20 protein-coding genes are annotated in these 24240 nt (G+C 69.2%); 11 read left to right on the forward strand and 9 right to left on the reverse strand.

From position 1 onward, the window contains the following. Positions 1–70 precede the first annotated feature (70 nt). On the forward strand, positions 71–772 hold the full coding sequence (locus HWD99_RS09455; protein WP_241795994.1) for an NRDE family protein: 702 nt from the start codon (positions 71–73) through the stop codon (positions 770–772). 51 nt (positions 773–823) lie between these two features. On the opposite strand, the gene HWD99_RS09460 is transcribed toward HWD99_RS09455, so the two are convergent. Continuing rightward, positions 824–1798, reverse strand: coding sequence for a GlxA family transcriptional regulator (locus HWD99_RS09460; RefSeq protein WP_241796152.1), 975 nt, complete (start codon positions 1796–1798; stop codon positions 824–826). Between the two features lie 90 nt (positions 1799–1888). Here HWD99_RS09460 and HWD99_RS09465 point away from each other — a divergent pair, with 90 nt between their 5' ends. Continuing rightward, positions 1889–2050 (forward strand): hypothetical protein, encoded by a 162-nt coding sequence (locus HWD99_RS09465; protein ID WP_241795995.1) that lies wholly within the window; start codon positions 1889–1891, stop codon positions 2048–2050. A 69-nt stretch (positions 2051–2119) separates the two neighbouring features. Further along, a complete protein-coding gene (locus HWD99_RS09470; protein ID WP_241795996.1) occupies positions 2120–2650 on the forward strand; it encodes a hypothetical protein in 531 nt (176 codons plus the stop codon). A gap of 24 nt (positions 2651–2674) precedes the next feature. Here the strand turns inward: HWD99_RS09470 and HWD99_RS09475 are convergent, their stop codons facing one another. Continuing rightward, a complete protein-coding gene (locus HWD99_RS09475; protein ID WP_308220706.1) occupies positions 2675–3892 on the reverse strand; it encodes a glycosyltransferase in 1218 nt (405 codons plus the stop codon). Then, entirely contained in the window at positions 3889–5103 is a 1215-nt protein-coding gene (locus HWD99_RS09480; protein ID WP_241795997.1) for a glycosyltransferase, read from the reverse strand. The genes HWD99_RS09475 and HWD99_RS09480 overlap by 4 nt, the downstream gene beginning before the upstream one ends. A gap of 120 nt (positions 5104–5223) precedes the next feature. Here HWD99_RS09480 and HWD99_RS09485 point away from each other — a divergent pair, with 120 nt between their 5' ends. Beyond that, a complete protein-coding gene (locus HWD99_RS09485; RefSeq protein WP_241795998.1) occupies positions 5224–5814 on the forward strand; it encodes a hypothetical protein in 591 nt (196 codons plus the stop codon). Positions 5815–5866: 52 nt separating this feature from the next. On the opposite strand, the gene HWD99_RS09490 is transcribed toward HWD99_RS09485, so the two are convergent. Continuing rightward, the gene (locus tag HWD99_RS09490; protein WP_241795999.1) at positions 5867–7438 is read right to left on the reverse strand and encodes an HNH endonuclease signature motif containing protein; all 1572 of its coding nucleotides are present in this window, start codon (positions 7436–7438) and stop codon (positions 5867–5869) included. Positions 7439–7670: 232 nt separating this feature from the next. On the opposite strand from HWD99_RS09490, the gene HWD99_RS09495 reads away from it, so the two are divergent. Beyond that, positions 7671–8129: a MarR family winged helix-turn-helix transcriptional regulator gene (locus HWD99_RS09495; protein WP_241796000.1), complete on the forward strand. Its 459-nt coding sequence runs from the start codon at positions 7671–7673 to the stop codon at positions 8127–8129. After that, positions 8126–8782, forward strand: a complete 657-nt coding sequence (locus HWD99_RS09500; protein WP_241796001.1) for a hypothetical protein — start codon at positions 8126–8128, stop codon at positions 8780–8782. The genes HWD99_RS09495 and HWD99_RS09500 overlap by 4 nt, the downstream gene beginning before the upstream one ends. Here HWD99_RS09500 and HWD99_RS09505 read toward each other — a convergent pair whose 3' ends face one another. Continuing rightward, positions 8783–9193 (reverse strand): MmcQ/YjbR family DNA-binding protein, encoded by a 411-nt coding sequence (locus tag HWD99_RS09505; protein ID WP_241796002.1) that lies wholly within the window; start codon positions 9191–9193, stop codon positions 8783–8785. 76 nt (positions 9194–9269) lie between these two features. Next, complete coding sequence (locus HWD99_RS09510; protein WP_241796003.1) at positions 9270–12263, reverse strand: glycoside hydrolase family 38 C-terminal domain-containing protein; 2994 nt, start codon at positions 12261–12263, stop codon at positions 9270–9272. A 165-nt stretch (positions 12264–12428) separates the two neighbouring features. Between HWD99_RS09510 and HWD99_RS09515 the strand changes: the two genes are divergently transcribed. Continuing rightward, complete coding sequence (locus HWD99_RS09515; RefSeq protein ID WP_241796004.1) at positions 12429–13460, forward strand: LacI family DNA-binding transcriptional regulator; 1032 nt, start codon at positions 12429–12431, stop codon at positions 13458–13460. 13 nt (positions 13461–13473) lie between these two features. On the opposite strand, the gene HWD99_RS09520 is transcribed toward HWD99_RS09515, so the two are convergent. Continuing rightward, complete coding sequence (locus HWD99_RS09520) at positions 13474–14784, reverse strand: glycosyl hydrolase (protein ID WP_241796005.1); 1311 nt, start codon at positions 14782–14784, stop codon at positions 13474–13476. 210 nt (positions 14785–14994) lie between these two features. On the opposite strand from HWD99_RS09520, the gene HWD99_RS09525 reads away from it, so the two are divergent. Genes HWD99_RS09525 through HWD99_RS09540 form a run of 4 tightly spaced genes read left to right on the forward strand, consistent with a single transcriptional unit; the run spans position 14995 to position 21400 of the window. Next, positions 14995–16296 (forward strand): ABC transporter substrate-binding protein, encoded by a 1302-nt coding sequence (locus tag HWD99_RS09525; protein ID WP_241796006.1) that lies wholly within the window; start codon positions 14995–14997, stop codon positions 16294–16296. A gap of 3 nt (positions 16297–16299) precedes the next feature. Next, positions 16300–17226: a carbohydrate ABC transporter permease gene (locus HWD99_RS09530; RefSeq protein WP_241796007.1), complete on the forward strand. Its 927-nt coding sequence runs from the start codon at positions 16300–16302 to the stop codon at positions 17224–17226. Then, complete coding sequence (locus HWD99_RS09535) at positions 17223–18158, forward strand: carbohydrate ABC transporter permease (RefSeq protein ID WP_241796008.1); 936 nt, start codon at positions 17223–17225, stop codon at positions 18156–18158. The genes HWD99_RS09530 and HWD99_RS09535 overlap by 4 nt, the downstream gene beginning before the upstream one ends. A gap of 5 nt (positions 18159–18163) precedes the next feature. Continuing rightward, on the forward strand, positions 18164–21400 hold the full coding sequence (locus HWD99_RS09540) for a GH92 family glycosyl hydrolase (RefSeq protein WP_241796009.1): 3237 nt from the start codon (positions 18164–18166) through the stop codon (positions 21398–21400). 19 nt (positions 21401–21419) lie between these two features. Here HWD99_RS09540 and HWD99_RS09545 read toward each other — a convergent pair whose 3' ends face one another. Further along, positions 21420–22385: an endo-beta-N-acetylglucosaminidase H gene (locus HWD99_RS09545; protein ID WP_241796010.1), complete on the reverse strand. Its 966-nt coding sequence runs from the start codon at positions 22383–22385 to the stop codon at positions 21420–21422. A 149-nt stretch (positions 22386–22534) separates the two neighbouring features. Further along, a complete protein-coding gene (locus HWD99_RS09550; protein WP_241796011.1) occupies positions 22535–24232 on the reverse strand; it encodes a long-chain-fatty-acid--CoA ligase in 1698 nt (565 codons plus the stop codon). Positions 24233–24240 lie beyond the last annotated feature (8 nt).

A 24240-nucleotide genomic window follows, 5' to 3' on the forward strand; every position in this document is an offset into this window, starting at 1 on the left:
TCTGCCGCAGCATCCGCGCCCGCGGGTCGGCGCCCGCCCGCCGTGGTTCGCCGCTCCTAGACTTGTCTCCGTGTGCACCGTGGTGATCGATGTGGCGGAGCGCGGGGCCGCACGGCTTCTCGCAGTGCGAGACGAGGACCCGCAGCGGGAGTGGGATGCTCTCGGCGAGTGGTGGCCCGACGCGTATCCCGGGGTCTCGGGCATCCGCGATCGCCGCGCCGGCGGAGCGTGGCTCGCCGTGAACCCGACGGAGCACCGCCTCGCCGTGCTGCTCAACCGCGCCGACGTGGTGGATCTCGCCGACGACGTCGCCGTGTCCCGCGGCTCGCTCGCACTGGAGTCGGTGGCGGGGCGCTCGCCGATCGCACCGCTGACGATGCACGGCTTCAACCTGCTCGAGGTGCGCCCGGAAGGATCGCGGGTGCTGAGCTGGGACGGTGCCGAGCTGCGGGAGACGCCGATCAGTGACGGCATCCACATGATCGCCCACGACGACCTCGACGATCCCGAGACCCCGCGTATCGCCGCATGGCTGCCCGAGTTCCGGGCGCTCGGGCCCGCCGCCGACAGCCTCGACTGGCCCGCCGACTGGACGACCCTGCTCGGCGCGTCCGCGCGGCTCGACCCCGAAGACGACAGGGCGATCATCCGCGACAACCGCCCGCACGGATACCCCACGCAGTCGCTGCTGTACTGCACGGCATCCGTCACGCCCGCCGGCGTCGACGTCGACTATCGCGCACTCCCCAGCCCCGGCCACTGGGACCACTGACCACGACGGACACCGGCGCCGACACCGGTGCCGACATCGATGCGCTCGCGCTCAGGCCGCAGACGACTCGGTCTCGTCGACGCACGAGAAGCGTGCCCGATAGGCGGTCGGCGTCGTGCCGAGGACGCGGGAGAAGTTCTGCCGCAGCACCGCGGCAGAGCCGAAGCCGCACTCGTCGGCGATCTGATCGAGCGCGAGGTCGCTGCGTTCGAGCAGTCGCTGGGCGTGCAGCACCCGCTGCCGAGCGAGCCAGGCCGCCGGCGTCGCCCCGTACTCGGCCTTGAACCGGCGGGCGAAGGTGCGCGGCGACATCAGCGCGCGTGCGGCGAGCTGATCGACACCCAGGTCGTCGCGCAGGTGTTCGACCGCCCAGTCGGCGACCGCCGCGAGCGAGTCGCTCGGCACGACGGGGATCGGCCGGTCGATGAACTGCGCCTGCCCGCCGTCGCGCTGCGGCGGCACCACCATGCGGCGGGCGATGCGGTTGGTCAGCTCTGCACCCAGCTCCTGGCGCAGCAGGTGCAGGCACGCGTCGATCCCCGCCGCCGTGCCGGCGCTCGTGATGATGCGCCCGTCCTGCACGAACAGCACGTCGGGGTCGATGTCGATCTGCGGGTACATCTCGGCCATCACGTCGGAGTACATCCAGTGCGTGGTCGCCCGACGCCCGTCGAGCACGCCGGCGGCCCCGAGGATGAACGAGGCGCTGCAGATGGTCAGCACCCAGGCGCCGCGCGCCACCGCGTCTCGAGCGAGGTCGAGCAGCAGCGGATCGATCTGCGGCCAGTACTCCCGCGGAACGGGGCAGAAGACCACGAGGTCGGCCTCATAGGCGAACGACAGATCGTGCTCGACGTTGATCGAGAAGCCGAGCTTCGATGTCACGACGCCCGGATGCGGGGCGATGACCCGGAAGTCGAAGTTCGGGACGCCGTCGTTCGACCGATCCAGACCGAACGCCTCGCACGCGAGACCGAACTCGAACGGCGCGAATCCGTCTTGGACGACACAGGCGACGGTCTTCATCATGGCTTCTCCCGACGATGGCAGTTTTCGTACGCTCGCAGTCTATTCTGCCACTCGTGGCTGATCAAGCGCGAACATAGCATTTCTGCCATGGTCATCCTCATCCTCCTCCTCGCCCTCTCCGCCTGGGCCATCGTCGCGACCGTGGTCGAGCTCCGCCGCGACGGCTATCGGCAGGAGCCCACCGACTGGACGCGCCTCGGCGGCCGCGACACTCTCGACCGCGCCGAATCCGGCCACACGTACCGCTGAACCATCACTGCGGCGGAGAGTCGTCGAGCCTGCTCACGCCGGGAGTCGCACGCCGCTACGCTCGACTGCATGAGCGAGCCGCAGCAGCCCCCCGCGCAGCCGTACGGAAGCCCCCCGCCGCACCAGGCGGGCCCGCAGTCCCCCGGCGCTCCGCAGTACCCGAGCGCTCCGCAGTACTCGGGCGCTCCGCAGTACCCCGGCACGCAGCAGCACCCCGGAGCCCCGCAGCACCCCGGCGCTCCGCAGTACCCGAGCGCTCCGCCGCACGCCGGCGCATCCTCCGCCGCCCCGACCGCCGGCCCCGGACGCCTCGCGTTCATCCTCGCCCTGGTGTCGCTCGGCCTCAGCCTGGTGGTGTCCGTCTCGTACCCGCTGATCTACCGCTGGGCCTACGACGCGGTCGCGATCGGCGCCTTCGGGACGATCGGCAACGGGCTGATCTTCCTCGTCGCTCTGGCCGCACTCCTGCTCGGCATCGTGGGCGCGAGGAGGCCCGGGTCGAAGCTGCTCCCCGGCATCGCGATCGGCATCACCGCCGCGCAGCTCGCCGGGATCCTGGTCTCGTGGGTGTCGAACCTGTTCTACGCCCTGCCGTTCTGAGCGACGACCCGCTGCGCCGACGGCTCAGCTCGCGAGCACCCTCTCGTAGATCTCGATCATCGCGGCCGTGCGCGATGACTGCCGGAACGCCTCGGAGACCTGCTGCACGGGCATCGGCGCATCGCCCGACGCGATGTCGGATGCCGCGCGACGCAGCGTGTCGATGAGACCGGCCCGACGCTGGTCTTCGGTGCCCGCGGCTCCGGGCACCGCCCAGAGGCCGCCGCCCAGCTCGGCGGCGATGTCGGGGTCGCAGATCACCGACGGCGTGCCGAGGGTCGCGGCCTCGAACGGCGTCATCCCCTGCGTCTCGAAGCCGATCGACGTCTGCACGAGCGCATCCGCCGCCGCGATGCGAGCGAGGGTCTGCGGGTAGCTGAGCGTGCCGGCGAAGCGCACGTGGGGCATCCCGGCGACGATCTTCTCGGCGGCTGCCCGCTGAGCGCCGCCGCCGATGATCTCGAGGTCGACGTCGACCCCCGATGCGACGAAGGCCTGGAGGAACGGCAGCAGTCGTTTCTCGGGACTCATGCGACCGAGCCAGACCAGACGCGGGCGGCCCGGAGCCCGTTCGGCGGGGGCCGCGGACAGGGTCTGCTCGCGGATGTCGTCGTCGATGCCGTTCCACACGACGTCGACGGGCGAGAAGACGCCGTGTTCTTCGAGTCGGCGGGCGAAGTGCGTCGAGGGGGCGGTCACGGCCGAGGCCCCGATCGCGATCCCGCGCAGATAGGCCCAGCCGTCGCGTCCGCCCACCGGTTCGCCGAGGGCACGCAGCGCGGACCGACGCCAGAGGTTGAGCACCGACAGCACCGGCCGGTGCAGCGGGGTGACCGCGGCGATGCCGACGTCGACCCGGTTGTGCATGGTGTGCACCACGGGGACCCCGTGCCGCGCCGCGAACCGATGGCCGATGAACGCGCCCCAGAAGTCGGCCTGCACGTGCACCAGGTCGACCGGCGGCCGATGCGTCATCGCCCTGTCGAGGAACCGATCGGTGGCACGGCCCGGCCAGCTCATGGAGTACTCGCGGTCGAGGGTGATCGGCATCGACGGCAGGTCGACGTCACCGACCCCCGCCGCGGAGGCGCGCGACCCGTGCATCCGGGGCGCGACGACCGTGACCGTGTGACCCGCGCGTTCGAGGAACTGCCGCTGCAGCCGCATCGAGACCTGTGCCCCGCCGAGCGAGTCGAGGTGCTGATCGCCGAAGAAGACGACGTGCATGGCGGTTCCCGTCACTCGGGGAGCGACTCGTCGCGGTACAGCGCCTCGAACGTGTCGAGGGTGCGGTTGATGTCGTGGATCGCCACGCCGTCGAGCGACGCCCGCTGCATGCGCTCGTATTCCGCGGGAGACGCGGTGAGCACATCGGTGAGGCGTGCGGCGAGCGCGTCGGCGTCGCCGGGCTCGAACAGGTAGCCGTTCTCGCCGTCGTGGACCAGGTGGGGAAGGGCGACCGCGTCGGCCGCGACGATCGGCAGCGCCGAGGCCATGGCCTCCATCGTGGCGATCGACTGCAGCTCGGCGATCGAGGCGATCGTGAACACCGAGGCCCGCGACAGCAGTGCACGGAGCTCCTCGTCGGTCGTGCGCCCGTGGAAGGTCACGCGGTCGGAGAGGCCCAACTGGTTGGTGAGGTTCTCGAGGTTCTTGCGCTGATCGCCGCCGCCGACGATGTCGAAGGTGGCGTCGAGCGCAGGATCGAGCTTCGTCAGAGCGTCGAGGATGACCTCGACCTGCTTCTCGGCGGTCAGGCGGCCGACGAAGATGATGCGGTTCTTCTCGCGGGGGGCGATCACCGGGGTGTACTGGCTGCGGTCGATGCCGCAGCTGACCGGGATCACGTTCTCGACGGCGACGGTGCGCTCGAGGAAGTCGGCCGCGCGACGTGTCGGTGTGGTGATCGCACGGGTGAGGGCGAACGTACGCTTCGCATCGCCCCACGCCCAGCGGAGCACGAGGTCGTCGACGAACTTCGGCATCGTGGTGTGGTCGAGGATGTTCTCGGCCATCACGTGGTTGGTGGCGATCACCGGGATGCCGCGCTCGTGCGCGATGCGCGAGAGACCGCGACCGATCACGATGTGCGACTGGATGTGCACGACGTCGGGCTGCACTTCATCGAGGATCCTGCGGGCGTAGTGCTTCACGCGCCACGGCCAGACGAACCGCAGCCAGTCGTGGGGAGCCCAGCGCACCGACGGGAGCCGATGCATCGTCATCGGCTCGCCCTCGATCACCTCGGTCCGCGCGGGAGTGCGTCGGTACTCGAGGTTCGGCGCGACCACATGCACGTCGTGGCCGCGCTGCACGAGCCCCGCCGCGAGGCGCTCGGCGAAGCGGGCGGCCCCGTTGATGTCAGGGGCGAACGTGTCGCATCCGATCAGGATGCGCAGCGGACGCGGCCCGGTCTCGGGAGCACTCGTCGAATCGGAGGGAGAGGAAGACATTCTGCCTTACGGTACGGCGGCCAGGGAGCCCGGTCGGGCGCTGGCCACTCTACCGGAGGGCCCTGACCGAGCGCCCGAGGCATACCGCCATCCCCCAGCCTCACCCTCTAGCGTGGAGGCATGCGACTGACTGCCGACGCCGACGCCCGACAGTGGATCCCCGTCACCGACTCGCTCGGGTGGAAGGGGCGACGGCATCGCAAGGCGGCGATCCGGATGCTGCTGGGCCAGGTGAACTCGGCGATGGGCGCGACAGAGCGCCCGGGTTCGAAGCTCGGAGCGTGGGCCATGAGCCAGGCGACTCCGATGCTGATGCGCCGTGCCGACGGCCGCGTGCTGGTCTGGACGTGGAAGGCAGAACCCGAGCTCGTCGTCGCGATGGCCACCGTGCAGGCGCTGACCCCCGAGGTGCGCATCGCGCGGGCCTCGATGCCGATGGACTACGACGACACCCAGTCGTTCACCAGCCGCTGGCTGGGCGCGGGCGAGAAGCTCGTGGTCGCGATGCCCCCTACGCCCTCTTCCCCTCCGTTCGTCACCTACACGTGGGACACCGGCACCCATCTCGTGACTCTCACGGCGGTGTGCAGCGACAAGGAGCGTTTCGGCACCCTCGATGGCGCGCTCGACGAGCTGGCCCGCAGCATCCGCGTCGCCGACGAACTCTCCGGCGGCGAATCGCCCGAGGTGCTGCGACTCGATCCGGCCTGACCGTCGCCCTCGCGCTCTCGTGATGCGCGAGGACACTCGGCGCACGCCAGCCTCAGATCTCGCCTCGCGCACCCCGCACCTTCTCTCGTTTCTGGAGGCTGAGTTTCAGGAGGCTGAGTTTCGGTGTGCGCCATCGTTGGTCGGGGTCCCACCACCTCGGCCCGCGGACCTGCGGGACGCCTCCTTCCATCCGGATGACCCATCCGGATGCGCCGAGCGATCGGTGGTGCCACCAACACAACGGCACACCGTTGTCCGTATGCGTCGGACCACCTCTGGCATGTTCCGTGACGTGGTGGATCTCGCACCAGGATGCCGGGACATGGCAGCCGGGGATCAGGCACTCCTTGTCGCGAGCGACGATCGCCCGCCGCTGATGCAGCGTGAACACCCGATCGGTGGTCGTGATGCCGATGATCCGCCCCTCATCGAAAAGGACTCGTTGGATCGTCCCGGCGCAGCCGACGTGCGCGGCGACCGAGACGGGCACATGTGCACCCGACCCGGGGATTGTCGCCCACCCTCCTGCGCCACCGCTTCGGCTCGTCGATCCGAAGCCGGCAGCGGCGGCACCGGCGGCCCCCGCGGAATGAGGGGCGAGGTCCGCCGCGTCGACATTCACCACGAGGACGGGTGCGGATCCGCCGAGCGTGGGCATCTCGTGGTGACGGGCGGCGATGGCGAAGACCATGGCGAGGGCGTCGTGCCGCTTCTGCGCCGCAGTGCGGTCATCGAGCACGCGCCGCGGATCCGAGTTGAACGGATCAGCACCCTCCGCATCCGCATCCGCATCGTCGGACGCAGGGCTACCGTCGCTCGGGGCGAAATGCACCCCGGGCATGGGCGCCCCCTCGCCTTTGGGGTTGAGGATCGCATCCAGGATCAGCTGGAACTGCGCCGCGACCTCCGGGGTCAGATACCCCCGGATCGCATGCACGCCATCCTTCAACCGGCCGATCGTGACGCCCCGACGACGCCGCGCTCCCTCATCCTTCGGTTCCTCACCGTCCGGATCGAATATCGACGCGAGATCCTCCGCGAGAGCCGTCAGGTCCTGCGCCGTCGGCGCAGGACCCGCCACACCCTCGCCACCATCCGAATCGGGTTCGCCATCCGCAACTGAGGCGCCCACGTCGAGGCCGTGGCCTCGCGCGCACCCCGCCAATGCGACATCCGCCGCCAACCGCTGCTCGACCGTGAGCCGATCCCACACCATTTCGATCGGCCCCGTCGCAGCCAGGAACCCCGTGACCCCGACCACCCCGTCCAGCAGCGCCAGCCGCATCTCCGACCACCGTGCCGGCATCCGCTCCCCCGCCAGACTCAGAGGTCGCCGCACCAGGTCGACGACCCTGTCGACCCTGCTCGCGGCACGCACATCCACACGCACGGTGCGCTGCAACAACTCGCGCAGCCCCCGACACCCCGCCGAATGCGGAAAGTCGACTACGTCGCCAGTCGCGACCGTCTCGACGATGACCGCTTCGGCACGTCGGAATACCGCCCCCGCACCCTGCAGCACGGTGACCCGCTCCGCATCCGACAACGCCGCGAGCCCGTCATCGGACAGCACTGCATCGAGGTCGGCGATGACCCGATCCAGAAGCTGTGCAGTGCTGTTCATACCCCTGAGTCAACACGCAGGCACCGACATTCACGGCCCGAAATCGCACCCAATTACCCCAGGTCAAAGCCATATTCCAATCTCTCGATACAGTGCGCTGACGAAGGCAGAGGACTACCGCGAGCAGCATGAGGGGAAGGCGAGGACGGTCGAGACGATGGGGTCGAGGACGAGAGTGGAGGAGGAGCGTAAAACTAGTGAATACAGGTAACAATGTAGTATCATCACGACCATGGAACCGCTCTTCGTCGACCGTCTGCTGCAGATCACCGATCTCTTCCAGCGCGACATGGCCCGCGCCTTCGAGGGCACCGGCCTGACGACGGCCCGTGTGCACCTGCTCTGGGTGCTGCAGCACGCCGGACCGTCGACGCAGCAGTCCCTGGCCCGGCTCTGCGAGGTCAGCCCGCGCAACATCACCGGGCTCGTCGACGCACTCGAGAAGTCGGGGCACGTCCGCCGATCTGCCCACCCGACCGATCGACGAGCGGTCCTCGTCGAGCTGACCCCGACCGCCGTCGAGACGATGACGCGGATGCAGGAGGAGCACGAGCAGCTCAATGCGACGCTTCTGAGCGCGATCGACCCGACAGACCGCCCCGCCGTCGAGCGCGGGCTGTCGGCAGTCGTCGCACATCTGGAGAGTCTCGTCACGGCGGCCGGAGCCACCGGGCCCGAGGGGGCGCGATGACCGAGCAGCTGCGGGCGGCCACTCCGCGGCCGACCCGCCTGGCCCGCATCCTCAACGTCCTCCATCGCGCATGGATCGCGGAGCTCCGCGTCTACTCGAGCATCGCGCGGGCTATCGCCCGTCGTCCGGCGGTCCCGCAGGGCGGCACCGGCATCGGCTACCACCGCCCCGTGCTCACGGTGCTGTTCATCTTCATCGGACTCTCGGCGGTCGAGATCCCGATCCTCGACCTCATCGTCCACCGGTGGCCCGCGGTGCGCATCACGCTGCTGGTGCTCGGAATCTGGGGCGTCACCTGGATGGTCGGACTGCTCTGTGCGATGCTCATGCGCCCGCACACCGTGGGTCCCGACGGGATCCGCGTCCGCAGCGGACTCGAACTCGATGTGCCGATCGGCTGGACCGACATCGCGTCGGTGGCGATCAGCCGTCGCGTCGACGAACCCAAACAGCCACGCATCACGGGGTCGGAGTACGCCGAGCGGATGCAGGACGAGACCAACATCGAGGTCGAGCTCGAGCGCCCGGTCGAGATCCGGCTGCCCGGCCTCGCGCCGAAGGGCGGGACGCATCGAGTCGACCGCATCCGGCTCTGGGCCGACGACCCTCGCGCCTTCCTCGACGCCGCCCGGCCGTTCCTGACAGAGCCCTGATCAGTCGAGCCCGCGCTCCTCGAGCCATCTCTTCGCCACGAGCACCGGGGCCCGCATCAGCCAGGCATCCGCGATGATCTCGGCGAGCCGGTCGCGCTCGACCGCATCGAGCTGCACGAGCAGCCCCGGGTAGCCATCGAAGTGCGGAATGGAGAACAGCCCGTTCGGCTCGGCCGCGAGCAGCGCCGCCTTCTCCTCGAGGCTCGCCACGCGCACGCCGACCACCGGGCCGTCCGGCCAGTCGAGCCCGAGGTCGGCGAGCTGGCGGAGATCCACCTTGCTGGGACCGCGCACCCACACGATCTGGCCACTCGGCAGGCGCCATGACGGCTCTCCGGTGTGACCGCCGACCTGCTCGGTCACACCGGGGAGAGCGAGAGCGATCTCGCGGACATCGTCGAGGGTGGCCATCCGCCCATCGTCCTCCCCGCGCGGCGACCGCCGCAATGGCACGTTCAGCGCGCGCGGGGCCGGACCGGGATCGCGCTCAGCGCACGATGCGCAGCGTCCGCACCTCGAACGGGCGCAGTCGCAGCTCACCGCCCACGCGCGCGTCGTCCAGAGCGTCTTCGATGAGCGACACCTCGCGGATCTCGGCGTGTGCGAACTCCGCCGTGATCGATCCGGTCGCCCGTCGCCCCAGCGCCTCGTAGAGACGCACGATCACGTCGCCGGACCCGTCATCGGCCAGCTTCACGCCCGAGACGACGATGCCGTCCCCGTGCACCGACACCAGCGGCTCGACCTCGCGCTCGCCGCGCACGACCGTCGCGGGACTGTTGAGCGCGATGCCCTCGGCCGTCGCGATCGCGGCATCCGCCCCGATCACGAAGCCCACCTCGATGGCGTGGTGACCGTGATCGGTGTCGGGGTCGGGGAACCGCGGAGCGCGCAGCAGCGACAGGCGCACGGTCGTGGCGACCGCGTCATCCGACACCTCGCGCGACGTGTCGTACCCGTAGATCGAGTCGTTCACGAGGGCGACGCCGAAGTCCTGCTCGCGCACCAGCACGAATCGGTGCATCGAGGTCTCGAACTTCGCCGCCTCCCAGCTCGTGTTCGTGTGCGTCACGCGCGACTGGTAGCCGAACTGCGTCTCGGCCTCGGTATGCGCGGCCTGGATGTCGAGCGGGAACGCCAGCTTGAGCAGCTTCTCGGTCTCGTGCCAGTCGATGTCGTTGCGCAGCGCCACCGTGCGGGAGCCGGGAGCGAGGACGATCGTCTGCTCGATCGTCGATTCCGAGAACGACCGGGTGACGGTGACGGTGGCGACACCGTCGATGACCGATGCGTCGATCGAGGCCACCTCGGTGAGGTCCTCGACGCTGTTGCGGTAGTACTTGTCGATGTCCCACGCGTCCCACATGTTCGGGAAGTCCTGGTGCAGCTGGAACAGGTTCGCCGCGCGCCCCTCGGCCACGGCCTCCCGACCGGATGCCCTGTCGACCGCCGAGACGATGAGCCCCTCCGCCGAGACCAGCACCGAGACGAGGTCGTTCTCGAGACGCCAGCCGCCGGCCTCCTCGGTGAGCGAGACGGATGCTGCGGTCGGCGCCTCGACGAAGGCGGCGCCCAGAGAGCGACCCCCTGCGACCGAGTTCGGCACGAATCGCAGCTCTCGGTCGCCCTGGCCGGCGAGCGATCGACGGGCGGCGTCCGCGAGATCCTGCGCGTCGGAGAGCACACCCGAGAGCACCTCGACGGCCTCGCGGTGCACCCACGCGATCGAGGTGCCGGGCAGGATGTCGTGGAATTCATGCAGCAGCACGATCTGCCACAGGCGATCGAACTCGGCCTGGGGGTATGCGGCCCCGGTGCGCACGGCATCCGTCGCCGCCCACAGCTCGGCCTCGACGAGCGCATGCTCGGCCCAGCGGTGCAGGGCCTTCGTGGCGTGCTGGCTGGTCAGGGTTCCACGGTGCAGCTCGAGGTAGAGCTCGCCGACCCACACGGCCGGGTTCGGGAGTTCGGCTCGTGCCGCGTCGAAGAAGGTGTCGGGGTGCTCCCACACGACCTGCGCGCTGCCCTCGAGGTTCTCGAGGCGCGCGGCCTTGCCGGTCATCTCGCGTGTGGTGCCGCCACCGCCGTCACCCCATCCGACCGGGGCGATCGACCGCGACGTCACGCGGTTCTCCTTGAACTGGCGCGAGGCCTTGGCGACCTCCATGCCGCTGAGCTGCGAGTTGTAGGTGTCCATCGACGGGAAGTGCGTGAACATCTGCGAACCGTCGATGCCCTCCCACAGGAAGGTGTGGTGCGGGAAGACGTTCTGCTGGTTCCACGAGATCTTCTGCGTGAAGAACCACTCGAATCCCGCACGGCGCATGAGCTGCGGCAGCGCCGGCGAGTAGCCGAAGCTGTCGGGCAGCCAGACCCCCTTCGACCGGATGCCGAACTCGCGCTCGAAGAAGCGCTGGCCGAACGAGAACTGACGCACGAGCGATTCGCCCGTGGGCATCACGGTGTCGGACTCGACCCACATGCCGCCCAGCGGAAGGAACCGCCCCTCGGCGACGGCCGCCTTCACGCGGGCGTAGACCTCGGGGCGATGCTCCTTGATCCAGGCGTACTGCTGGGCGCTCGACATGCCGTAGAGGAAGTCGGGCTGCTCCTCGATGAGCGTGGTCATCGACGACGTGGTGCGCGCGACCTTGCGGATCGTCTCGCGCACCGGCCACAGCCAGGCCGAGTCGATGTGCGCGTGCCCGACGGCCGAGATGCGGTGCGCACTCGCCTCGGCGGGGGCGGCCAGGGCATCGGCCAGCTGCGCGCGGGCGGCGGCGGCGGTCTCGGCGATGCGCTGCAGGTCGAGCACGTCGAGGGCGTCGTCCATCGCCTGCAGGATGCGCATGCGCCGCGGCGCGGTCGCCGGCAGTTCGGCCTGCAGCTCGAACAGCACCTCGAGGTCGAGGGACAGCTCGAAGACCTCGCGCTCGAACACGGCGAGGTCGATGCGGCGGGTGCGATACAGGGGGTCCGGCGAGGAGGTGCGGATGTCGCCCTCCTGAGTGGGGAGGAAGGGGTGGTAGTCGAGCAGCACGGGGTTGGCCGCCGCCTCGAGGTAGAGCTCGACCGGCTCATCGCCCTCGGCGGTCTCGGCGATCGGCACCCACTGGTTGCGGGGGTTGATGCTCTTGATCGGCGTTCCATCGGCGCGGTAGGCCAGTGCCTCGCACTGGAAGCCGGGCATGTTGATGTCGAACCCGAGGTCGATCACGGCCTCGACACGGCGGCCGGCCCACTCCGCGGGCACCCGGCCTGTCAGCTTGAACCACGTCGTCGACCAGGCCGGCCCCCACATGCTCGGCACGGACGCCGGCGTGAACGCGAGCGCCAGTCCTTCGGAGGGGCTGATCGGCTCCCCCGGAAGCTCGTTCACCTCGATCGCCAGCGGCACCGAAGCCGAGTGGATGGCCGGGCGGATGCGCTCGTCGAGCACGCGCGTGACGCGGCCGACGGTGAGCGAGGTGTCGTCATGCATGGGTGTGGTTCTCCGGGCTCGACGGTGAGGGGGGACAGCATCCACCCTCGGCGAGGAGGGGGATGCCGACAATGCTATCGGATTTACTAAAGCGATCTAGTATCGACCGTCACAGGCCGTCGCGCGGCTTCCGAGCGACTAAACCGATCAAGTAGGGTGAGGGCCATGACAACGGGCAAACGCGTGACGATCGCCGACATCGCGCGCATGGCCGGAGTGTCTCCCGGGGCTGTGTCCTTCGCCCTCAACGGGCGTCCCGGCGTGAGCGAGGAGACCCGTCAGAGGATCCTCTCCATCGTCGAGGAGAACCACTGGCAGCCGAGTTCCGCCGCGCGGGCACTCGTCGGCGCCCGCGCGAACACCGTCGGCTTCGCGCTCGCTCGACCGGCCCGCTCGCTCGGCTCCGAAGCCTTCTTCACCGACCTCATCGCCGGCATCGAGTCCCGATTGTCGGCGAGCAAGGTCAGCCTCCAGCTGCGCCTGGTCTCCGACATCGCCGAGGAGATGGAGGTGCACCGGCAGTGGCGGTCGTCGAGTCAGGTCGACGGCATCATCCTCATCGACCCGCGCGACGACGATCCGCGCAGCGACCGCATCGCCGCCCTCGACGCACGGGCCGTGATGATCGGCTCGAAGCCGTCTCCCGAAGGCGCCGTGCCCAGCGTCTGGATCGCCGACGACGAGGTGGCCGAGACGCTCTTCTCCTACCTCGCCGCGCTCGGACACACCCGCATCGCCTACGTCGCCGGACCCGCCGAGCTCGAGCACACGCGGCTGCGCGCCGAGGTGCTGCACGGCATGGCATCCGACGGCATCGCCGGCGAGGTGATCACCACCGACTTCTCCCCCGCTCGCGCCTCATCGGTCACGCGGGCGCAGCTCTCGGGGCGCCTGCGCCCCACGGCGATCGTCTACGACAACGACGTGATGGCGGTGGCGGGCCTCAGGGTCGCGCAGGAGATGGGTCGCTCTGTGCCCCGCGACGTCTCGATCGCCTCGTTCGACGACTCGGTGATCGCCGGGCTCATCAACCCCTCGATCACCGCGATGACCCGCGACACGTTCGAACTCGGCGAACAGGCGGCGACCCTGCTGCTGCAGCAGATCGTCGCAGGTGAGAACCTGCCCAGCGCCCAGGGCCCGACACCGACCCTCAGCGCGCGCGAGAGCACGGCTCCCCCGGCTCCTCCGGCCTGAGCGACCGGCGCGCTCAGGCTCCGACGACGGTGTTGACCGAGCCGTAGGGATCGACCGCGCTCGCGGACAGGTCGGGGCGGATCAGCCGACGGATGCCGCGCGCGGCGAGCGCCGCGTCGTCGCCGGCGGTCAGCGAGGTCACGAACGCCGGGTCGAGGCCGTCGGCGCAGGCATCCACCCAGGCCTGGAACACCGCGCCGCCCGGGCTGAGCGCCGCACGGCTGAGCGGCACCTCGCGCTCGTCGACCTCGACCACGATCGCGGTGTCGCGGACGGGAGCAGCGGTGCGGTCGCGCAGTTCGGGGATCAGCTCGGCGAACCGGCGGCCGATCGGCTTGGCCGCGCCATTCTGATCGATCAGGCCGAGGGAGTACTCCAGCTCGGGGAAATCCCCCAGCTCTCGGCTCACGTCGTGCGAGCACCACCAGGTCACGCCCCAGAGGTTCTCGGTGCGGAGGGCCGATCGCAGAGTCGCCTCGAGGAAGCCGGGCATCTCGCTCTCGTCGAGGCAGTTCGACGGTGCCCCCACCTCCTGCAGCCACACGGGTCGATCGAGATCGTTCGCGAAGGCGCGGGAGAGCTCGATGAGGTATTCGGCGTGGCGGTCCGAGGCGATCGAGCGCCCGCCGTATCGCTGCGCCGTGCCGTTGAAGATCCAGGAATGGATCGTCGTCATCGCCCCGAGTCGCGAGGCGTGCGCAGGCGTGAAGCCGTGCCCGTCCATGTACCAGACGGCGTCGTACTCGCTGTGCACGTGCGGCAGACCCGGCGCCGCACTCTCGGCGGCGGCGAGCAGGGATTCGATCCAGGTGCCGGCCTCGTCGATCGTGACGGGCCAGGGCGAGGGATGCGTGTGCGCCGAGAACTGGTTCGTCTCGTTGCCGAGCGTGAGCCCGAGGAAGTTCTCTGCGTCACCCAGCGCGCCGGCGAGCGTCGTGACGAGATCGACCTGGCCGCTGAGCGCCTTCGGGTCGGTGAACATGTTGCGGTCGTGCCAGGTGGAGAGCCAGGAGGGGACGAAGTCGAAGCTCGACAGGTGCCCCTGGATCACGTCGACGCTCGCATCGAGCCCGAACTCCGCGGCGATGTCGACCACGGCGCGCACGTCCTCGACCGCCGTGCGGCGGATCAGGGTGCGATTCGGCTGCAGCACCGTCCAGAGCGGGAAGACCCGCACATGGTCGAGCCCCAGCTCGGCGAGCGCGGCGAAATCGCGCCGCACGTCATCGGGCGTGAAGTCGAGCCACGAGTGCATCCAGTCCTTCGACGGCGTGTAGTTCGCCCCGAATCTCAGGCGAGCATCGAGAGCGCGGCGCTGCGTCATGTCTCCGGACCTTTCCGACAGAGCCCTCGGACGAGGACAGGTCGCACCACTATAACGCTTGAGTAGCGACCCGCCTACCACGATTTCGCCATAGGACAGGGCGAGGACACCGAGACCTTGACAGGGCGAGATTCGGATGGTTTCATCTGCTAAAGCGTTGTAGTCCGCCGAGCGGACACCGCCAATCGCCCGCCTCGAGGAAGAAGCACGATGAAAGTTCCCGCACGCATTGTCGCTCTGGCAACATTCACGATCGGCGCCCTGGCGCTCGCAGGCTGCACCGGAGGTGCCACCGGATCGGACGCCGCGGGTCCGATCGACACCTCCGGCGAGCTGAGCGGAACGATCCAGTTCCAGACCTGGTCGCTGAAGAACGAGAAGTTCACCCCGTACTTCGAAGACCTCATCGACGCGTTCGAGAAGGAGCACCCTGACGTCACGGTCGAGTGGCTCGACCAGCCGGGCGACGGCTACCAGGAGAAGATCCTCAGCCAGGCGAACGCCGACACCCTTCCCGACGTCCTCAACCTGCCGCCGGACATCGCCTACCCGCTGGTCGCGGCCGGCAAGCTCGTCGACATCGAGACGGCCGACCCCGATCTCACGTCGGCCTACAACACCGGCGCGTGGGACGCATACAGCCAGTACCCCGGCGTCGAGGGAACCTACGGTCTGCCCTGGTATCTCTCGAGCGACGCCTCGTGGTGGAACCTCGCCCAGCTCGCCCCCTACGGCGTCACCCAGGACAATCTCCCCACGACCGTCGACGAGCTGCTCACCCTCGCGCAGGACGTGGCCACCGAATCCGGCGGCAAGGTCCAGCTGCTGTCGTCGATCCCCGCGCTCGACACCTTCACGTCGGCCGGCATGGAGGTCATCGACGACGAGGGCGAGTTCGACTTCAACACGGATGAGGCCGCCGCGATCATCGAGAAGTACGCCGACGCCTACGCGGCCGGCGCGATGCCCGCGGAGGCCCTGACCGGTGACTACGGCGGAAACGCCGAGGCCTACATCCAGGAGAAGGTCGCCTTCACGACCGGCGGCACCGGCTTCACGACCGATCTCGCGAAGGACGCGCCCGCACTGCTCGAGAACACCGTCGCCACGCAGCGACTCGGCATCCCGCCCCTCTATGTGCAGGGCCTCAACATCTCGGCCGACTCCGACAACAAGGAGGCCGCTCTCGCCTTCGCCGAGTTCGCCACGAACGAGGAGAACCAGGTCGCGTTCTCGTCGCTCGCGGTCGGCACCGCGCCCGGCACGTCCACCGGAGGCGACGCCGTGGTCGAGAACATCTCGTCGTCGATCACCGATGAGAAGCAGCTCGCCGCGATCGACACCGTGTTCACCGCGATGGAGGATGCCAAGGCCATCCCGTTCCAGTGGACCTCCGACATGGCGACGTACATGACCCAGCAGATCGCTCTGGCCGTGAACGGCGAGGCGGACGCGAAGGGTCAGCTCGACAAGATCGTCGAGTACGCCAACGCGAACCGCGTGGATCAGTAAGCCATGAGCGCGGACACCGGCATCCGGAGTCGGAGGACGACCATGCGATCGCACAAGTGGTTCACGCCGTGGCTCCTGCTCGGCCCTGCCGTCATCTGGGTGCTGGTGTTCGCTCTCTGGCCGTTCCTCAACACCGTCTTCCTGAGCTTCACCGATGCGCGCCCCCTGCGGACTCCCGGGTTCGTCGGCGGGGCGAACTACGAGCGCATGTTCGGCGACGAGATGTTCTGGAACGCCCTCACGACCTGCATCATCTACGTCGTGGTGTGCGTGCCGCTGCTCACGATCCTTCCGCTGCTTCTGGCGCTGCTCGTGCAGAAGAAGCTCCCCGGCATCGCGTTCTTCCGCACCACGTTCTACTTCCCGGTCATCGCGTCGGTCGTCGTGGTCGCCCTCATCTGGACCTGGCTGTTCGACAGCCGCGGCATCATCAACCAGACCCTCGAGTTCCTCGGCGTCGTCGACAAGCCGATGGCGTTCCTCGTCGACCGCTGGCTTCTGCTCGGCTGCGCGATCCTCCTGACGGTGTGGAAGGGGCTCGGCTACTACATGGTCGTGTACCTCGCCGCCCTCGGGAACGTGGGCAAGGAGCTGCATGAGGCGGCGATGCTCGACGGCGCCGGATCCTTCCGACGCTTCCTGTCGGTGACGATCCCCTCGGTGCGCGGGGCGATGCTGCTCATCGCGGTCCTCATCGCCGTCTCGGCGATGAGGGTGTTCGCCGAGCTCGACGTGCTGTCGAAAGGCACCGGCGGACCGGGCGGGTACGACATGTCGCTCGTCATGCTGATCCGCCAGGTCGGCTCCGGTCTCAACGGCAACATCGGCTACGCCTCCGCCATCAGCGTCGCGCTGTTCGTGCTGACCCTGGTGCCGCTGGCCGCGATCGCGTTCATGAATCGTGAGAAGAAGGCGAAGGTCTCCGCATGAGCATCCTCACTCCACCCCGGGTCGCCGACGACGTCCGCCCCGAGGGGCGGGCGGATCAGCCCTCTCGCGAGCGCATCTTCCGCCGCCGGGGCTCCGGCGACTTCAGCACGCCCACGCTCGGCGGCCTGATCGGTCGATACGCACTGCTGCTGCTGGTGCTCGTACTCGTCATCGGCCCGTTCCTGTGGCAGCTCTCGACCTCGTTCAAGGGTCCGCAGGAGAACATCTACTCGTTCCCCCCGAACCTGATCCCGCGCGAGCCGACACTGCAGAACTACGTCACGGTCGCCGAGATCGTGCCCGTCTATCTCTACGCCTGGCACTCCCTGCTCGTCTCGGTGGGCACGGTCGTCAGCAACGTGGTGCTCGCGACGTTCGCCGGCTACGCCCTCGGATGCATGCGCTTCCGCGGCAAGTGGATCGTGATGGCGATCCTGCTCTCGACCCTGCTCTTCCCCGGCGAGGTGACCGTGACGAGCAACTTCCTCACGATCCGCGCGCTCGGTCTCGCCGACACCCTGTGGGGCGTGTTCCTTCCCGGCGCCATCAGCGCCATGAACGTGCTGCTCGTCGCCACGGCCTGTCGCATGATCCCGAAGGATGTGCTCGACGCCGCGACGGTCGACGGGGCCACGACGTGGCAGCGCATCCGTCACATCGTGTGGCCCAACATCCGCGGCATGGTGTCGGTGGTCGCGATCTTCGCCTTCATCGGCGCGTGGGACGACTATCTGTGGCCGCTCATCGTGCTCTCCGATCCGTCGAAGTACACGCTGACCGTCGGCATGGCGTACCTGAACAGCAGCTTCTCGGTCGACCCCCGCCTGATCGCGGCCGGAACCATGATCGCGCTCGTGCCGATCGTCATCATGTTCTCGTTCACGCAGCGCTTCTTCTTCCGGGGCGTGCAGGAGGGCGCGATCAAGGGGTGAGCGCCGTGCATCTCGCGCCTGCGGACGGCCCGGCCGATCCGCCGTCGTCGCGCCCCCGTGCGGGCGTGCTCGCGGCGCCCGTCTTCGCCTTCTCCTTCGACCCCTCGGCGGGTGAGCAGCGCATCGACGTGCCGGGGCTCACCGGCATCGACATCACCTCGCAGACCGTGCTGCACTGGGCGTTCTACGCCGACGGCATCGACGCGACTCTCGCCCCGCATGCGGCGCTCGCGGTGACGGTCGATGTGCGGGCAGACGACGGGTCGAGGCTCGGCGAGATCGCCGCCGTGCGGGACCGCTACGACTTCGCCCTCACTGCGGATGCCCAGTTCGCGGCGCGCTGGAGCCTGCCCGAGCAGTGGAACGCCGACACCGTGTCGCTGGCGCCGATGATGCTCGATGGTTCGGAGCCGCACACCGCTGTCACCATCGAGCTCGTCGTCGGCACCGCCTCGCTGGCCTCCGAGCCACACCTCCCGTCGCGCGTCACCGGCTTCGTGCAGTGCGCCGTGGAGGAGATGCCGGCGCCAGCCGTTGTGGACGAGGTTTCTCCGGTCGAACGCGTCGACACCCGTCGAGGCACTCACTCAGGGCCACGCTTCTCACGCGGCAACACGATCCCCGCGGTCGCCGTGCCGCACGGTTTCACGTTCGTCACACCGGCCACCGATGCCTCAGACACCCGCTGGCCGTACCGCCCCAGCATCCATGACGATCCGCCAGGGCGGCGACTCGAGGCGCTGCAGTTCTCGCATCAGCCGAGCCCGTGGATCGGCGACCGCTCCGTGCTGCAGCTCATGCCGTTCGACGGGCGCCCGATGTCTGGCCATGCCGAGCGCCGACGCTGGATCACCCCCGGGTCCGAGCGCGCCCGCCCGCACGAGTACTCGGTCGACCTCGGTGGATTGCGCGCAGAGATGACCGCGACCTCGCACGCCGCCGCGTTCCGCGTGCACGGCGCCGACCCCGACACCACCGTCGGATTCGTGATCGATCAGCCGACCGACGAGGGCCGACTCATCTGGACGGATGCCGGCGGCTTCGAGGGCTGGACGCCCGAGGGCCCCGAGGACTGGGGCAATGCTCCGCGCTGCTACTTCGCCGGCGTCGTGCTGCGGGGCGAAGGCGACGGAGCGTCGGGCCCGCGCGGGGCGCTCGACGACGACGGACGGACCCGCGTCGCCGGCTACGTCGGCGGACGAGGCTCGCTCGAGGTGCGGGTGGCGGTGTCGTTCCTGTCGGTCGATCAGGCCAGACGCAGCCTCGCGCTCGAAGCACCGGCAGCGGTGACCTACGAAGAGCTGCGAGCGGCGTCCGCAGCATCCTGGAACCGTGTGCTGGGGCGCGTGACCATCCCGCCCCTCCCCGCTGCGGAGGCGCCGTTCCGCCGACTGGCGGACGAGGAGAACCGGGACCGGATCGCCGCGGCCCTGTACCGGATGCACCTCTATCCGAGCACTGCGGCGGAGAACGCAGGGACCACGGATGCGCCCGCCGTCCGCTTCGCCGACGTGTTCGCGCCGCGCGAGGCGTTCGGCGAACGCGCCACCAGCGCCCCGATCGTCGACGGCGAGCTCGTGGTGAACAACGGATACTGGGACACCTATCGCACCGAATGGCCGGCGCTCGCGCTGCTCGACCCGGCGCTCACCGGCAGGCTGCTCGACGGGCAGCTCGCGCAGTACCGCCGCGGCGGCTGGATGGCGCGATGGAGCGCTCCGGGATACGTCGACAGCATGGTGGGAACGTCGAGCGACCAGATCTTCGCCGACGCCGCCCGGTGGGGCGTGGAGTTCGACCGCACGGAGGCGTTCGAGAGCGGCTGGCGCAATGCCTGCGAACCGGGACCCGACGCGCTGCGCGGACGCAAGGGCATCGCTCGCGGGCGGTTCACCGGATTCATCTCGTCCGACGTGCCGGAGGGCATGAGCTGGACCATCGAGAACGCCGTGAGCGATGCCGCACTGGCGCGGTTCGCCGCGCAACTCGCCGCCGACGTTGACTCTGCGCAGGATGCCGCCCGTTACCGCTCGTTCGCCCGCTACTTCGCGAATCGGGCGCTGTCGTACCGCACGCTGTTCGATGCGGACTCCGGCTTCCTTCGCGGCAAGGATGTCGACGGAGGGTTCGCCCCTGGCTTCGATCCGCGCATCTGGGGCGGCGACAACGTCGAGACGAACGCGTGGGGCATGTCGGTCGGCGCCGTGCACGACGGAGCAGGACTCGCGGCGCTGCATGGTGGCCGCGACGCCTTCGGTCAGCATCTCGACGCGCTGTTCGCGGAGCCCGAGACCGCCGACGAGCGATTCGGCGGGGCATACGGCACGGTGATCCATGAGCAGCGGGAGGCGCGGGCGCTGCGCTCGGGCATGTGCGCGATCTCGAATCAGCCCGCCCACCACATCCCGTTCATGTACGCGTTCAGCGAGCGGCCATGGCGCTCGGCGGCGATCGTCAATGAGCTGGCGGGCCGCCTGTTCGCGGGAGCGCACATCGGCCAGGGCTTCCCCGGCGACGAGGACAACGGCGAGATGAGCGCCTGGTGGCTGTGGGCGGCCCTCGGGCTCTACCCGCTCGAGCTCGCATCGGGAGTGCTGCGGATCGGGTCACCGCTGATCGACGACATCCGCGTGGATCGCGCAGACGGCTCCTCGCTGCACATCCGCTCTCACCGCAGCGGGCCGTCGGCCCACGTGCTGCAAAGCGCTCGCCTCGACGGGGTCGATCTCGCGCGGGCCGAGCTGCCGATCGATGGGATCGTCGGCGACGCCGAACTGGAGCTGATCTTCGGCACCGACCCGTCGGCTGCTCTGGAGCCGGGCGAACACGCACCGGCAGACGTCGCCGCCTGGTGCCGCGATCTGACGGCCGACGCAGCGGGCGTGATCGCGTCGGCATCCGTCGTCGATGCCGGGCGCCTCTTCGATGACGGAGATCCGAGCGGTTCGACCGGCGTCGTCCTGGCTGCCGGCGAATGGGCCGGATGCCGCTTCGCTGAGCCTCGCGTCCTCAGCGACCTCACCGTGACGATGGTGGCCGCGGCCTCGTCGTCGTTCCTGCAGTGGGAGGTCCTCGACGAGGACGGGAACTGGGCCGCGGCACCGACCACGCACGACGCAGGGCTTCCGGCAGATCGCACCACCCCGTTCGAGCTGGCGTCACGGGTCGTGACCCCGGCGATCCGCGTGCGAGCGGAGGCCGGGGTCACGATCCGTCAGATCGAGGTCTTCGACCTCGGGTGATCACTGCCCTCTCGGGAGATCACTTACCTCGGGTGACGGCCGGTGGTGTCGTGTCGCGGGGAGCCGCCCGGTACTCGGTCGCCTCTCCCCTGAGCGCTTCGGTGATGCCCGAGAGATACGCCGACTGGTCGGTCGCCGTGAGGTTGTAGGCGACGTACACGCCGTACCCGTCGGCGACGGTGCGCGTCGCGAAGTCGGCCGCCGTCGCGGCGCTCGTCTGGGAGAGGTCGATCGCGGCAGCCCCGCGCCGAGTGCGGTCGTCGAGCCCTGGCACGGTCGGGGCGTCGTAGGTCGGGTAGTACGGGTTCCACGCGAAGTCGAGCACGCCCTCGGCGTCGAACAGCGTGAAGTCGGTGGTCGTGTAGCTCGGCCCGATCGCATACAGGCTGATGATCTTGTCGGGGCCGAGACGATCGCGCAGCGCCGTGGCCAACCATCCGAACGATTCGGCGTTGGGCTGCGGCGTGCCATTCGCGCCGTAGTTCGTCCACTCGTCGTCGAAATCGATGCCGTCGAGGCCATAGGTCGTCACGGCGTCGGCGAGCTGAGCGGCGAACGCATCCGCCTGCGCATACGAGGTGAAGTTCGCGAAGCCGGCACCCTGATGGTTGCCGAGCACCGAGAGCAGCACCTTCGTGCCGTTCTCCTGCACCGGCCGGATCTGCGTGTCGGCATTGTCGAGCGTCTCGGTGACGCGCTCGTTGAAGTGCAGATACGCCTTCTCGCCGTCGTAGTTGATGTTGGCGGCGAAGATCATGGCCATGTCGATCGCGGCTTCGCCGGACTCCGCGAGCGTATAGTCGGCGACATTGGCTAAATCGTTCGAGTTCACCTCGACATAGACGGCGAGCTTCGGGTCTGCGGGCTCGGTGTCCTCCGCGGCAGCGCCTGCCACCCCGGTGAAGATGCCCGCCGCCGCGGTGGCGAGGACTCCGAGTCCTGCGATGCTTCGTCGCAGGCGATTCTTGCTGACGTTCTGATTCATGACCGATCGTCTCCTTCGGCGTCGTTGTCGAATCTGGTCGCGCCATCGCGACCCGCGGCCGACTATAGCGCTTAAGCACGGCGGGCGGAAGGATGACCGAGACGACGCGAGTGGTGAACGGCAGCGAACGGATGACCGTGACGGCCAGGTCAGTCGGCCAGCATCCGATCCCTCACCTGACGGCGCAGCACCTTGCCGATCAGGGAACGCGGCAGCTCGTCGACGACGGTGATGCGCTTCGGAACCTTGTAGGGCGTGAGCCGCGTACGGCAGAAGTCACGGAGCGCGCCGACGTCGAGTTGTGCGCCCTCTCGGAGCACGATCGCGGCGGCGATCTCCTCGCCCCCGCTCGCCCGCGGAAGGCCGACGACCGCGGCCGCGACCACATCGGGGTGCGCGTGCAGGGCATCCTCCACCTCACTCGGCGACACGTTGAACCCGCCGGTGATGATGAGCTCCTTCAGGCGGTCGACGATGGTGACGAAGCCGTCGGCCGAGACTTCGGCGATGTCACCTGTGCGCAGCCACCCGTCCGAGAGCAGGGCGTCGGCAGTGTCACCGGGTCGCCGCCAGTACCCCTGGAAGACCTGCGGGCCGCGGACGAGCAGCTCGCCGCGTTCTCCGACGGGCAGGTCGACATCGGCGTCCGACGGATCGACGACGCGAATCTCGGTGCTCGGGAAGGGCACCCCCACAGTGCCGGGGCGCCTGCTTCTGCCCATCGGATTGCCCAGCGCGACGGGCGAGCTTTCGGTCATGCCGTATCCCTCGACGAGCAGGCCCCCCGTCGCCTCCTCCCATCGCTGCACCGTCGCCACCGGAAGGCTCATCGCCCCGGAGATCGCGAAGCGGACCGTCGAGAGGTCGATGGTCCCGCGCGACGCCGCTCGAGCGAGCTGGTCGTAGATGGGCGGGACCGCGGGGAGAAACGACGGCGGACTCGTGCGGGCGGCCTTCGTGACGAGACCGAGGTCGAACGTGGGGAACAGCACCAGCTTCGCCCCGATGCTCATCGCGAAGGTGAGACACAGGGTCATGCCGTAGGCGTGGAACAGCGGCAGGACACCGTAGAACGTCTCCTCACCGTCGACCAGGCCCGGCACCCACGCCCTCCCCTGCATCGCGTTCGCGCGAAGGTTCGCGTGCGTGAGGATCGCACCCTTCGGCGTGCCCGTGGTTCCGCTCGTGTACTGCAGCAGCGCGGTGTCGCCGAGTTCGGGGCCGACGACCTTGCGTGAGAGAGCACGATGGTCGACGAGCTTCTTCCAGGCCAGCGCTCGCCGCGTCGTGGGCGTGCCCCTCAGCTTCGCCCGCGCGGCCCGCGCTTTGGGTACCGGCAGCCGCAGAAGCAGGCGCTGCGAGGCGGGCATCGCCTCAGTGAGGTCGACGCTCACGATGTGCTCGACCCGCAGGTCGGAGGGGAAGTCCGCGATCGTGTCGACCGTCTTGTCCCAGACGATCGCGACCTTGGCACCGTGATCCTCGAACTGATGCCGCAGCTCCCTCGCCGTGTAGAGCGGATTGTGCTCGACGACGATGGCGCCGAGACGGAGCGCGGCGTAGAAGGCCACGACGTGCTGCGGGCAGTTGGGCAGCACCAGCGCCACCCGGTCGCCCTTGTGCACCCCGAGACGCCGGAGCCCCTCTGCGGCACGCAGGATCTGATCGCCCAGCTCGCGGTAGGTGGTCACGGCACCGAAGAACTCGAGAGCCGGCCGACGGCCGAACGTCGCGGTGCTCGCCGACATCATCTCGGGCAAGGTCTGCGTCGGGGCATCGATCTCGGCAGGCACGCCGTCGGCGTACGAGTCGAGCCAGGGCCGAGAAGCGTAAGGGGAATCGGGCATGGCTCCAT

The organism is Microbacterium sp. C5A9, from assembly GCF_022627955.1.
Classification (GTDB): domain Bacteria; phylum Actinomycetota; class Actinomycetes; order Actinomycetales; family Microbacteriaceae; genus Microbacterium.